General features: G+C 46.6%; 10 protein-coding genes. 4 read left to right on the top strand and 6 right to left on the bottom strand.

The genetic code is table 11. The features are described 5' to 3' along the window. The first annotated feature begins 119 nt into the window (after positions 1–119). The 4 genes from ubiT (at position 120) to rimI (ending at position 2140) form a co-directional block, all read left to right on the top strand. Entirely contained in the window at positions 120–647 is a 528-nt protein-coding gene (gene ubiT, locus LRP50_RS13210) for a ubiquinone anaerobic biosynthesis accessory factor UbiT (protein WP_274164938.1), read from the top strand. Then, on the top strand, positions 631–1134 hold the full coding sequence (locus LRP50_RS13205) for a GNAT family N-acetyltransferase (protein ID WP_274164937.1): 504 nt from the start codon (positions 631–633) through the stop codon (positions 1132–1134). Before ubiT ends, LRP50_RS13205 begins: the two co-directional genes overlap by 17 nt. Before the next feature lie 174 nt (positions 1135–1308). Beyond that, positions 1309–1704, top strand: a complete 396-nt coding sequence (locus tag LRP50_RS13200) for a DNA polymerase III subunit psi (RefSeq protein ID WP_274164936.1) — start codon at positions 1309–1311, stop codon at positions 1702–1704. Further along, complete coding sequence (gene rimI, locus LRP50_RS13195) at positions 1694–2140, top strand: ribosomal protein S18-alanine N-acetyltransferase (RefSeq protein WP_274164935.1); 447 nt, start codon at positions 1694–1696, stop codon at positions 2138–2140. The genes LRP50_RS13200 and rimI overlap by 11 nt, the downstream gene beginning before the upstream one ends. A gap of 36 nt (positions 2141–2176) precedes the next feature. Here rimI and LRP50_RS13190 read toward each other — a convergent pair whose 3' ends face one another. The 6 genes from LRP50_RS13190 to LRP50_RS13165 all read right to left on the bottom strand — a co-directional run. Continuing rightward, positions 2177–4111 (bottom strand): EAL domain-containing protein, encoded by a 1935-nt coding sequence (locus LRP50_RS13190; RefSeq protein ID WP_274164934.1) that lies wholly within the window; start codon positions 4109–4111, stop codon positions 2177–2179. Positions 4112–4190: 79 nt separating this feature from the next. Continuing rightward, complete coding sequence (locus LRP50_RS13185; RefSeq protein WP_274164933.1) at positions 4191–4784, bottom strand: OmpA family protein; 594 nt, start codon at positions 4782–4784, stop codon at positions 4191–4193. Further along, entirely contained in the window at positions 4784–6187 is a 1404-nt protein-coding gene (locus tag LRP50_RS13180; protein WP_274164932.1) for a TolC family outer membrane protein, read from the bottom strand. Before LRP50_RS13180 ends, LRP50_RS13185 begins: the two co-directional genes overlap by 1 nt. 20 nt (positions 6188–6207) lie before the next feature. Beyond that, entirely contained in the window at positions 6208–7590 is a 1383-nt protein-coding gene (locus LRP50_RS13175) for an HlyD family type I secretion periplasmic adaptor subunit (RefSeq protein WP_274164931.1), read from the bottom strand. Then, positions 7583–9763 (bottom strand): type I secretion system permease/ATPase, encoded by a 2181-nt coding sequence (locus LRP50_RS13170; RefSeq protein ID WP_274164930.1) that lies wholly within the window; start codon positions 9761–9763, stop codon positions 7583–7585. The genes LRP50_RS13175 and LRP50_RS13170 overlap by 8 nt, the downstream gene beginning before the upstream one ends. Positions 9764–9854: 91 nt before the next feature. Further along, positions 9855–13239 (bottom strand): VWA domain-containing protein (locus LRP50_RS13165; RefSeq protein ID WP_274164929.1); only part of this gene is annotated, 3385 nt, incomplete at its 5' end.

Below are 13239 nucleotides of genomic sequence, written 5' to 3'. Positions count from 1 at the left end.
ATGAATCAAAAAAGAGTGAGGCTGTGCTTCGAGTTTTTTGATTCAAGGCATGATCTAACAGGGTCACAATGGCATACAATGAAGCATACTTTTCGCTCCCTTAGCGTTGGAACATTATCTTGCTCGATAAACTTCATACAGCCTTGGTGCAACAGGCACCTGCACTTTTTCGATTGCCCGTTAAACTTATCCCAGCAGCCGCACAGCAGGCGCTCATGTTAGAGACGCTCAAACGTGTTTTCAGTGAAGCATTGGATGATGACGAATTTGAATTTCTTGAAAATCGCTGGTTGGAAGTGCATGTTCGCGATATAGGTTTTAATAGCTACATTAGTTTTGATAACGACAAGCTTGTCGTAAAACAAAATATTGAAACCCCTGACGTAAGATTTAGCGGTGATCTCAATGACTTGATTTTGATCGCTGCTCGTAAAGAAGATCCTGATACCTTGTTTTTTCAACGTCGTTTGTTGATTGAAGGTGACACAGAGCTCGGTTTGGAAGTCAAAAACTTGATGGACAGTGTTGATCTGGATCTATTACCACCTTTACTTCGCCAAGGATTGTTTTCGTTAGCAGCGTTCGTTCAAAAAGGCCTGCAAACATCCGCCCATGCTGATGAGGCGCACTATGCTCATAAGATCTGAAGCACCTGCCGATCTACTTCCGATCGACCGATTGAATAAAAAAACGTTCCCAACCCATGCAGAAGCTAAGCTGGTGATGTCATTGCGTGAGAATGGGCATAACACCTTGTCATTGGTGGCTTGCACTGATGAAGGTGAAGTGGTTGCGCATACTATGTTTAGCCCTGTCACCATTGGTGGACAAGACACAGGCGTACAAGGGTTGGCTCCCATTTGTGTACATCCAGATTATCGTAGGCAAGGTATTGCGGCAGCGCTGATAAAGGAAGGCTTTGAAATACTTCGTGAGTTTGGTTACCCAGCCTGTGTGGTGTTGGGCGATCCTGCCTACTATTCGCGAGTGGGCTTCACTGCAGCCAAAAAATTTGGCTTCCATTGTAAGTGGGACGTGCCTGCAGAGGCATTTATGGCGATTGAACTGATTGATGGCGCATTCGATTCATTACAAGGGCTAGTGGATTACTGTCCTGAGTTTGATGAACTCTGATATTGCCGACTCATGCATTTTTAAAAGAGCAGCGTGAGGCTGCTCTTTTCGTTTTATTGGCCGGATTTTGGGGCAAGAAAAGAGCCAAATTGGCGTGCTCATTCCGATACCCGCAGAAGTTTGTTAGGATGCATCGCATATTCTCTTGGTTCATATTTTGATATTCGTGGTGTCATGAACGATTTACAGCGACTCAAAGAAATGGGGATCACGGTATGGGACGTTAAGCGTCCTGACTTGTTTCCAAACAATGCGGACAAGGCCATAGCGTTACCGTCGTCGTGTAAACTCTTGTTCGTGAGTGATGCCGAGTTGAGTGAACGTGATGCTTGGTTATTTGGAAAGATCTTAGCCAGCATGAAGCTTACCCCCGAGCAGGCACTGAGTTTGCCTTCAAGAGCGCTAGCCAATCTTGGAGAACACTCCTTGATCTGGTGTTGGTTTGCAGGTGCGTCTGTACAGACATTATCGGGCGTTAATTCGCTCTCCTCGCCAGTACTCTCGATACTCAATGACGATCAAGACGCCAAAAAGGCGTTATGGAAACAAATCAAACGTTATGAAAACTGAATTTCTCTTGATGGATGATGCCTGGCTAGACTCAGTCGTCGCCATAGAACGAGCAGCCCATAGCCACCCTTGGGCTGAAAGCTTATTGCGAAAGCCGCCAACCAAGTTTGGCTGCAATCGCGTTCTGGTCATGGATCATGAAGTGGTCGGGTACTTTTTTGCGCAATGTGTGGCTGGAGAGGCATCGTTACTCAATATCGCTGTTGCGCCGCAGCACCAAGGTAAAGGTTTTGGTAAGCAACTGCTTAATGAGTTTCTTATTTGTATGCGCAACGCTGATGCACAAGAAGCGTGGTTAGAAGTTCGAGAAAGTAACCAATCGGCAATTAAGCTTTATGAATCGCTGGAGTTTAATGAGTTTGACCGCCGTTATGGGTATTACCCGAAAGAGGGTGGCAAGGAAGATGCGCTAATTATGAGTTACTGGTTCGAATAAAAGAAAACCCGCTGAATGCGGGTTTTTTTGTGGGGTTTACATGGCTTTTTCTTGAGCCATGACGACAACTGGAGGGTGTATAAAACCTTGGTAGGCATCAATAAACAGCGTGTCTAACTGTGATTTGCTTTCTTCATCTTTCACACCTGTTGCAATTACGGTGATATCTAAAGAATCTGCAATGTTGGCCAGCGTTTCGGTAAACAAGCGGTTTTGACTGTTTTGTTCTTGGCTCAATGCTTGGTCTAGCTTGACGTAACTCGGTTTAAGCTTTGCCAAATACTCGACGCCCTGTAGATAGCGGCCAAAATGATCAACGCCAACAAAAGCACCTGTTTTTCGGATTTTCTCGCTAAACGTAATGCAGGCATCTAAGTTATTGCGCGCACTCGCCTCGCTGATTTCAAAATACAGGTTTTTGCTTGGCAGCTCGGTATGAATCTTCTGTACTAACCAATCGCAAAAGGCTTTATTTGAAAGGCTTTCGTCAGTTAGGTTCAAGGCAATACGAGTTTCAATAGGCAGGTTTTTATGTAGTGCAATCAAAGACTCAATTACGACTCTGTCAAACTCAACGCCTTTTTTAAATAACTGAACGTACGGCATGATACGTCCCGCTGAATGCCATTGATTCTCTATCAAAGCCTGAGTGAATAGCTCGTAGTGAAGGGGCTTAGATATAGAGGAGTCGAGGTTGTTGACCGCTTGCCACTGAAATCTAATCGTCTTCTTTTGTAAGGTGTCAGTGAGCAATGCTCGCCATGTTTCTCGATCAATGACTTGTTCGTCGGCTCCGCGATTAAAGACGAAGACTTCGTTGACTTGAATAGCGCGCTGTAATGCATTGTCTGCTAAAGACAGCAACTGAGAGCCAGGTACGCCATGACCGTGGACGACGCCAATAGAAAACCCTTCGTTGGCTTCAAACCCAGCCATTGCGACTTCATTATTGAGGGTGCTGATCAAAATGTGTAAGCAATGTCGGCTCTGCTCTTCGCTGTATTCAGGAAGAAGTAATGCCACTTCGGTTTCGCTGATACGTGCAATGCAGATATTGCTTTGGCTACCCAATGCACTTTGGAGAGAGCTGGATAGAAGACGCCAGGTTTCATCTCGGGCCGCAAAACCATAGTGGCGGTAGATTGTATCTAGCCACTCCATTTTTGTAATGAGTACCGCTCCTTGTGAGTCGTTATCTTCACCCATCCAACTGTTGAGCTGGTGGATGAAAAATTGACGATTTGGAAGGCTCGATACCGCGTCGTACATCATGCTGTTGTGTAGCGTTTTCAGTTCGTTGTTCAGTGATTTTATGAGCCGTTGCACTTGCTGCGCCAAGCCATCTATTGCTTGGTCCAGTAGGGGAAGCCCTGAGCGCTTTGATGACTCCAATGATGAGAAATCTTGAACCGCTAACTGATGAATGGTTGATGTGGCTTTCTTTATGGCTTGGCGTCGTTTTTCGTCAAGAATGGTAAAAATGAAAAGCAATGCCAAAGTTAGAAGACTCGCACTTGAAATCAGGCCTGACAAATGTGAAGCAACGTCTTGATTCGCAATGTTGGGTGATAGTGTTAAAGACAGTGAAGCAATGACTGCACCGTCATCTTCCAGCTCTACGGTTCGTTCAACGGGAGTCACTTGGCTTAACGAAAAAAACCAGCCCAAATTGTTTGGTGTGGTTTTATGTGTCCAGGTTATTGATTCCGAAGTGATCTGATCGGTGAGAGATATCGCAGTGATTTCCTGTGACAGTATGCTATTGGCGATAAGCTTAATCGAGTCAGTGTCATAGTAAGTAATGAATTTTGGCAAAGTTTGCACGAGTTGATCCGTGGCAACGTCAGCGCGCTGTATAAGCCTCGCCTGTTGTTCATGGGTGCTCATAAACAATTGCCCCGTTAGAAACACGGCGAGTAGCAGCATTGCGGAAAAGTAAACCAACAGCAAAGAATAGCGTTTTGTGATCATAGAAAACTCGTGGTGGCGCAGAACACAACAGGGCTGACACCTTCATGTGTCAGCCCTTGCTTTTAGTTAGATATCAGGGCTATTCAGACGTAAAGATGGTCCATCTCATGTCCGTGGTGCTGTATTCGCCCGATAACGATGCCATAACTCGACGGTTGGTCTCATGAGCAAGCTCAGAGTCTTCATCGATGAGTGGTTCAGCATCGCCGTAACCGATAGCTTCAACACGTGATACCGGAATGTCGAAATCTTCAACCAACGCATTCGCCACAGCATCAGCACGGCGTTGTGATAATGCTAAGTTGTATGCAGGGTTACCGACCTTACTTGCGTGGCCTTCAATAGTCACAACTGCACCATCTTGCTCTTCCAAAAACGCAGCGAGCTGCTCGAGCTTCGCATAGTTACTCGGCAAGAGTTTTGATGAGTCATTGGCAAACTTCACGTCGAGGCGAAAGCTCTGTTTGATGGTTTTGTCTTTTGGACAGCCGTCGTTATTGACTGATGCTCCATTGAGAGTTTCATCGCACAGTTCACGTGCTTTGATAACGCCATCGTAGTCAAGATCGCGCAAATCATTCACTTGTGATGAAGTGTCTTGCATCGTGACAATCTCTTGGTTGGCACAGCCAGCCAAGAATAGGGCTGGAATTAAGAGAATGAGCTTATTCATTATTGAACGCCTCCTTTGTAAGCGTCTTCACCGAGCCATACCTCTGGCGTTGTTATGCGTAGTGAGTCGAGCAGTTGACCTGTTGCGTTTAGCAATCGGTATTGTGCAATTAAGTCATCATATTCTGCAGTGAGGTATTCACGGCGGGCTTGGAAAAGCTCATTTTCAGAATCAAGTACGTCGATCAATGTACGTTGACCGAGTTTGAACTGGTCTTCATAGGCGTTGCGCGTTTCAATGGCGGATTCCACATGCTGGCGAAGATACGTCATTTGTTGGCTAAGGAAATCGCGAGCATTCCAAGCCAATGTCGTGCCTTCTACAACATCACGATACGCTTCTTGCTGAATCGCTTTGGATTCGTTAATGCTGTAAGCGGCTTCACGCTCTCTTGCTCTATCTGCGCCACCTGAGAACAGGTTATAGCTGACACGTACCATCGCGAGTACTTCATCACTGTTGCCGCCGACATCTGCACCAATCGGGCTTGTACCGTCAGTGCCATCAAGGTTGTCATCCCAACCGGCAGATAAATCAAACGTCACCTGTGGGTAGTAGTTACCCTTGGCAGATTCACGCTGTGCGTTGGCGGCATTGATATCGCTACCCGCTGATTTCAACGTTGGATGCTCGATCGTAGACATATCAATTGCTTGCTCTAGGCTAGTTGGCAACATGACTGCATCGGGAACGGGAAGACGTGTATCTGACGGAGCGATGCTGACCAGCTTTTTGTAAGTGATAGTGGCATCAGAAAGGTTATTTTTTGATGAAATCAGGTTGGAATGGGCACGAGCAAGACGGCCTGTTACCTGAGAGAGATCCGCGGTAGAACCCAAACCAGAGTCAGTTTTTTGTTTTACCTGGTCAAAAATAATCTGATGGCTTTCTAGGTTACGTTCGGCAAGTACTACGATTTGGGTAGCGCGCAAAAACTCCAAGTAGGCACGTGAGACTTCCAGTGCCACATCTTCTGCAGAAGCAAATAGCGCCCACTGTTCGGCACTGGCTTCATATTCGCTGCGTTCTACTTCGTTGGTGGTTTGAAAGCCACTAAATATGACCTGGCGAAGTGATACACCAATCTCGCGACGTGTCAGCTCTTTCGTGTCGTCAACATTGTAGTTCAGTGCATCTCGACGGGTTGATGGACTTTCTGTCCATTCACGTCCTATCCCTGCATCGAAATCAATCGTTGGGTAGTAGCCAGCAAAAGCTTGGTTCACCTGCTCTTCACGCACCTTGAAGCGGTTGAATGCTTGACGAATTTGAGGATGGGTGTCCAATGCTGTAGCCACTGCCTGTTCGAGTGATTGAGCAGCAACTGACGTTGGTAGCAATACGGCAGCCACTGCCAATGCTGCCACGCTTTTTTTAAGCGTTCGGCTAACACTGTTTTTCATGTCTCTCTCCTTGATTATTATTAGCGCTCTCTTAGCGCCGATTCTTTTGCCCTTAAAATGGGATTGAGCAAGTACTCCAGAACTGTCCGCTTCCCTGTGATGATGTCCACGGATGTCAACATTCCTGGGATAATGGGCAATTCACCGCCATCCTTTTTTTCTAAGCTGGATTTTTCTGTTCGGATCCTAACCAAATAGAAACTGTTTCCTTCTTCGTCCTGAGTCGTATCAGCACTGATATGTTCAAGCGTGCCGTTCAGCCCGCCATATCGGGTGAAATCGTATGCTGTGACTTTGACAACAGCAGGAAGCCCCGAATGCAGGAAGGCAATATCTTTGGGGGCAATCTTTGCCTCGATAAGCAATTTATCTTCCGCGGGAACGATCTCGATCAAATCAATACCAGGTTGAACCACGCCGCCTAATGTATTGATATGAATCGTCTTAATGGTACCAGTCACTGGAGCGGTAATGACCGCCTTGTCGACTTTGTCTTGTGAGCCTACTTGCGCCTGCGTTAATCGAGATAGGCGCGATTCGAGTTCACCCATTTTTGAGCGAGTCTCGTTGTTAAAAGACAGCACAGCCTCTCGACGTTTTAAAATCGCTTCATCGACGGTGGATTTAATTTTTGGTTGCATCAAACGCAATGACTCAAGCTCACCTTTAAGGTCATTAACTTGGCGTTCAAGCTTGAGTAAATCGATAGCTGATACGATGCCTTTTTTGGCTAGAGGGACGGTTATTTTCAACTCGCGGCTGATCAGTCCATAACTGTCTGACAGTGTTCGAAGTTTTGAATCGATTTCTTGTCGTTCTTGCTGTTTTTGCTGAATTTGACGAGCCAGTATCTCTAGACGGTTTTTCAAGTCGAGTAAGCGACCTTCATACTCCTGACGCTGTCCCGCAATCAAATCGGGCTCTTCGCTCGCCAAAGCGACCGGAAATTCTAGAGGGGATATGACGATCTGAATCTGCTCCCTCCAGTTAGGTGCCGTCGGTTTTAGCGTGATACTGCCGAGTTCTGCTTGCATACGAATGATATTGGCGCGAAGACTAGACACTTCTTCTTCTTGCTGCGCCAAGTCGGAGCGAAAGCGAGTGTCATCAATGCGCGCAAGTGGCTCACCTTGCTGAACAAGCTGGCCTTCTTGCACGTACATAGCTTGAAGAATACCGCCATCTAGGCTTTGGATGAGCTGAACTTGAGAAGAGGGAATAACCTTTCCTTCTCCTCGGGTCATGCGATCTAGTGCTGCAAAACTCGCCCACGCCAACATCACAGCAAAAAATGCAAACACTCCCCAGATAACGATGCGATAGCGCAGCGGGGCATCAGTAAGCATTGCGCCATACACATCGTCCGTCATTTCAAGATCATGGCGCTTTAACGTGTTAGTCATTCTGTCCTCCGGCGTTACCACTGTTTAAACGCTCTAGAACTTTGTCTCTTGGTCCATCCATGACGACACGGCCTTTATCCATCACAATGACGCGGTCAACGAGTTGGAGTAACGCCATTTTGTGAGTGATCATCACCAAGGTGCGATCTTTGGCTGCAAACTTCATGGAATGAATAAATTGATTTTCTGCGTGGGCATCTAAGCTAGCTGTTGGTTCGTCCATGATCAGCAACGGAGGATCGTTCAATAGGGCGCGAGCCAAAGCGACCGATTGTCGCTGACCACGAGACAGTGTTTCCCCCCGTTCGCCAACTTGCTTGTCTAAACCTTCGCTATCTTGAGAAGTGAAAATCCCAACACCAGAAAGTTGTGTTGCGCGAATTAGTTGATGCTCGGTCACTTGGCGAGTGCCAAACATAATATTTTCACGAATAGTACCGTGAAAAAGCGTTACATCCTGCGCCAAATAACCCACATTGCGGCGCAGATCTGCTGGATGTATTTGTTTGGCCTCGATTCCGTCAAAACGCAGACTGCCAGCACTAGGTTGGTATAGCCCTGCGAGCATTCGGATCAGCGTGCTTTTCCCTGTTCCGTTTTTGCCCAGAATGGCAATTTTTTCACCGGCTTTTATCGTGAAATTTGTGGGGTGAAGTGTCGGCTTTTCCGATTCAGGGTAGCTAAAACCAATGTTGTCGGCATAGATATCACCTTTTAGGCGCTTGCGGCTAATCAGGTGCCCTTTGTCAGCAAATTCATCCTCTTGTTCCATCATAGCGTTGAGCTGGCGCATGCCTGACTGTGTCTGATTCCAGCGACTCATTAATCCAGCCAACTGTGCCATAGGAGATACCGCACGGCTCGAAAGCATGACTGCTGCAATGATCCCGCCCATGCTGATTTGCGCATCGGCAACTCGGTAAACCCCCATGACAACAACCGCTACTGAAGTTACTTGCACGATGAAAGCGGCGAAGTAAGAGACTGAGTTGGTGATTTGTTTAACTTTGAGGTTCCAGTTGGCGGTATGCGCCGTCATCTGTTGCCAGCTTTTCTGAACAATGCCTTCCGCGACATTGGCTTTGATCCCTTCTAGCGCAGAGAGGCTCTCAATCAAATGACCATGCTTTTGGCTGGCATATTTGTTGGACTCCTCAATGGCAGCCTTAAGGCGTGGTTGTACAAATAACGCATAGCCCAAAATGAGTATGCCTGCGACAACGGGGACAACGGCCAAGTCACCCGCGAACAGGTAAATCACAAACAAGAAGAATACGGCAAATGGTAAATCGACCAAGGTGGTAATGGTTGCGGACGTTAGCATGTCACGAATGCCGTCGAACTCTCCGAGCTGCTTTGCCATGCCGCCAACACTTTTTGCGCGCTTCTCAAGTGGAATACCCATCAATCTAGCGAACAAGCGCGATGACACAATAATGTCAACTTTCTTACCTGCTATATCAATGAGATATGATCGCATTTTCTTCATCAGAAAATCGAAAGCAAAGGCGATAAGCGCACCTGACGCTAACACCCACAGGGATTCGAAGGCGAGGTTAGGCACAACCTTGTCATACACGTTCATGACAAACAGCGGTGACACCAAAGCAAATAGATTGACTAAAACGGAAGCAATTAAGGCATCCCTATAAATCGGCGAGGCGTCTTTGACTGTTTGCCAGAACCAATGGATTTTAGAGTCGTGCAGGTGCAGATCGACACTGGAATCACCGCGGTATTGGCGTTTAACCAAAAAGGCATAGCCCACATACATGGACTCAAGCTCTGCTAAAGAAATTTCATCTTCGCCTCCGTTCTCGGAGGTTTGGATAAGAGCCATGCCTGTATCTTCGTTAATCTCACGAAGGATACAGGATCTTTTGTCAGTCAAAAGAAGTATGCAGGGTAACAAAAGTTTCGGTAGCGCCTTTAACTGGCGCCGCGAAAGCTTAGCAGTTAACCCCGCACGTGCCGCCGCCTGCGGAAATAGATCCGCCGTTAGCAACGCATCTGTCATGGGTAAACCTGCCGTTAAGGCATCGCCAGAGCACGGTGAACCATAGTGCTCGGTCAGTAAGACCAAGCAATCTAACAACGGGTCGTCAACCGCCTGTGTTGACGCTGAAATGCGCCACTGCGACGGTTTGCGTTCAGCGATAGCTGCTTCTGTCACCTAGTTCTCTCTATAAATAGTCAAAAAGTAAACGTGCAAAAATTAAAAGCAAAAAACGGGCCTAGCGAAGGCTGGGCCCGTAGGGTTGTGTTTAAGGATTTAAATCCAAGTCGATGACTATAGTTGTAGTTCCCTCTCCATTGATTGCGGTGTCGGAGCTATTAATCAACGCTGTGGTTTTATCATCAAACATTCCGTTTTTAATGATGTCATCCATGTCATTGAAACTAGATGATTGCAGTATAATCTCCTGATCAAAAGTGCCATCACCATTCGTATCAATAGCTATGACAGTATCGTTTCCACTGTTCTCAGACGTTATTTGGATTACCGAGTCTTTTGAGAGCAGATCGGAGATATCAAGAATATCCTTTTCGCCAGTTGTCGTTCTGAAATCCGTAACCAAGTCGCTCACTGCATCGTTACCAGAAACTGCACCACTGTTACTGATATCTGATTTACGCCAAAGGAATATATCGTCGCCTTTATCCCCAGTAAGCTCATCACCATCATAACGACCCGTAGCCCCCGAACTACCGTGACCGTTTGACCCTCCTATGAGGATGTCACTGCCGTTACCACCAGTAATTTGGTCATTACCCGCCCCTCCGTCGAGTATTGCTCCTGTGAGAGGGTCATAATCCGCATCAGCGTTAGCAGTATCCCCTGGAGCACGATCTGTTTGGAAATTCCAACCATTATCCGCTAGGGCTTGCTCTGTATAGTGGACGCCGTCATATCCTCCTAAGGTTGCAAGTATGTCTTCCCATTCATCTCTTACAGTGATGTTATCGTCAGCATCATAACCTTTAACACTCGTTCGATCGGTTTCGCCGATGATGTCGATTGTCAGTGTGGCAGAGCTTGTATCACCATCAGCGTCTTCCAGCTCATAAGTGAACTCTGGTGACTTGATCTCACCATCATTTAATGAGTTAGCACGTTCATTTGGTGTAAAGGTAAAGTCACCAAATTTATCGATAACGAGCGTTCCATACTTGGACTGGATGGTGAGGTCGGAACCATCATCAGGAACATCAATCCACTTCCAACCAAAGTTGCTGCTGTTTCCTTTTTGTACATACGCACGTATGCGTGTAATGCTAGTGTCGTCAGAACCGATGTGATCTTGTCCTGTGCCTTGATTACTACCGACAATAACGTTGCCTGTAACCGCGGAGTCTTCATCAATTGTTCGGGTATCGTCTACAGCTCTCGGAGCAGTGTCTTCGACGTTTACGAACAACGCATCCGTTGATGTGATTTCATTTTTTCCGCTTCCTGACGTCACTGATACAGGGATAACAATGACATCGTTATCTGACTTATTGTGCTGGACAGCCGACTTGGATTTGAACGTTAACTCAATTGAAATGACACCATTTAGATTTTCACTGGCAGCGCTAATCTTAAACGCAAGGCCTGAGTCAGAATCTATCCAGGTGCTTCCAACAAGCTCGTCTACGTTCCTTGGAATATCAAACGCTTCATCACCAACGGTAAATTTATTGACTCTATCTCCCGAGAGGGTCAGTGATACTGTATTAGCGCCACTCTCTTGTGACCCTTCAACCACAGACGTATCACCAATCGCGTCTCCGTTGCTATCGTTTATAGATATTCTTGGCATACTCGGGACATTGATTTGGAGCTGAGACAGAGCGCTGTCGCCATCCTTATCAACAAGTGTGAAATCGACGGCAAATACTCTTGACTGAGCGCCAAGCTCCCCAGCAACAAACGTGTATTTACCGTCACTGGAAATAATGAGTTTGTCGCCAAAGCTGTTGGTGATATGCAACTTACCGTCGACTAACTTGACGTTTTGTCCATCAAGCCCGGTACCACTGCTTTTCGATGGGTCCGTCAGGTCAAACGTGTATGTTCCGCCAGTAAAGGCAATAACGAGAGCTTTCCCTTCATCTGCACCATATTTATTGCCTGAATTAGTCGCGAACAAGTCACCTTCTATGTCAGATACGCTATATGCAGGCACGACAGGAATACCATCTACCATATCGCTTAAATTATTTGCTGTTGTATCTGTGTTGCTGGTGCCATCGAACGCAATATCATCCAGTTCGGTAGTGGTTGAACCATTTTTATTGATGTTCACCGTAATGGCATTGATGTTTTTGCTTGTAAGGTGCTGCTTCCATTCCTCAACCTTGTCGGCAAAGTTAGACGAGTTTTCATTTGGATTACCGTCTGAGAAGAAGTAAGAGACATTCTTGCCAGACGACAATTTACCATCTGCATCCCACGAAGCTTCATCACCTTTGCTCATGGCTTCTTCTAGCGCACCAGAGAAATCAGTTTTTCCACCTTCGCTGATGCTTTCTAGCAGAGCTAGTGCAGCTGCTGGATCCATCCACACAGTACCTTGCGCATCCAACACATCATCATGTTTATCAAATACAATGATTTGAACTTTTACGTTTCCGTAGACATCGTATTGCTCAATCAAAGCTTCAACGGCTTTCTGCATTGCTTCGAGACGAGTTTGACCATCATCCATCTCGGTATCCATAGAGCCTGATTTATCGAGGATAAACTGGATATTAGTGTCGGTCTGCGACGAAGTGACAGTGACATTATGCTCAACCTTCGATGCGGTAGGTATATCGTCTTTCACCGAGATGTTAATCGTCCCCTTGTCTACGACCCCCGCAGTTGAACCAGAACCCGTAAACTCAACCTCGGGATTAATCAAGAGGGTATTTTCATCTGCTGAATTCGGATTTTGAGGCTCTGCGTGGTCGATTGGCAACATTTGATTGACGGTAAATGTCGGCTTTTCAGAATCAGATGTGCCATTAGTACTCTTAGTACCGTTAGTCAGCACCACTTCAAGAACTGGCGCACCGCCTTCGGTAGTTGCAGTTAGCGTTTTGCCATCAGAACTTACTGACCACTCAACTTTTTCACCGCCAGAGGTGATCACTGGGAGATCGTCGATATTGACAAACTTAGCATCGAACTCACTCGCGTCTTTTACATTCAACTGGAGTTTGCCTGTCGCTTCTGGATTGTTGGCGTCAATCTCAGCGTCTCCAATTTTGGCAGCGTTGTTTTTAACTAACAAATCATCGTTATCGAGAATGGTTCCTTTCCCCACTACTGGATCGGTTTGATTGTCGGTTTTACCAGACAAAGTGAAGTCTTCTTTGCCTTCCACAATCGAATTGTTATTAGCATCCTTGTTATCTAGGGTGTTGATGGTTATGTCAAAACTGACTGAATTAGCTGGCACGGTAACGACAAAGGATCCGTCGGCGTTCACAGGTGTGAGCTTGCCATTTACCATGACCGTCGTGCCCGTAAAGTCGACATTCTTATCAGCGCTGCCGCTGGCCAGGCTCATGGAGACTGACGTTGCCGTCGTGCTTGGGTTGGTCAGCGTCACCGTAAACTTAGCAGCCTCCCCTTCGGTCACTGTCGGGCTTGAAATTGACAATATCTGAGGAAGGTCGTTG

The organism is Enterovibrio gelatinilyticus (genome assembly GCF_028683095.1).
GTDB lineage: Bacteria > Pseudomonadota > Gammaproteobacteria > Enterobacterales > Vibrionaceae > Enterovibrio > Enterovibrio gelatinilyticus.
The sequence above is the reverse complement of the archived record's forward strand: the minus strand, read 5'-3'. Positions and strand labels throughout refer to the sequence as shown.

Bases quoted from the DNA above. Each gene is read 5' to 3' on its own strand.
- LRP50_RS13180 (WP_274164932.1), bottom strand. From the start codon at position 6,187: ATGAAAAACAGTGTTAGCCGAACGCTTAAAAAAAGCGTGGCAGCATTG.
- LRP50_RS13175 (WP_274164931.1), bottom strand. From the start codon at position 7,590: ATGACTAACACGTTAAAGCGCCATGATCTTGAAATGACGGACGATGTG.
- LRP50_RS13200 (WP_274164936.1), top strand. From the start codon at position 1,309: ATGAACGATTTACAGCGACTCAAAGAAATGGGGATCACGGTATGGGAC.
- rimI (WP_274164935.1), top strand. From the start codon at position 1,694: ATGAAAACTGAATTTCTCTTGATGGATGATGCCTGGCTAGACTCAGTC.
- LRP50_RS13185 (WP_274164933.1), bottom strand. From the start codon at position 4,784: ATGAATAAGCTCATTCTCTTAATTCCAGCCCTATTCTTGGCTGGCTGT.
- LRP50_RS13190 (WP_274164934.1), bottom strand. From the start codon at position 4,111: ATGATCACAAAACGCTATTCTTTGCTGTTGGTTTACTTTTCCGCAATG.
- LRP50_RS13205 (WP_274164937.1), top strand. From the start codon at position 631: ATGCTCATAAGATCTGAAGCACCTGCCGATCTACTTCCGATCGACCGA.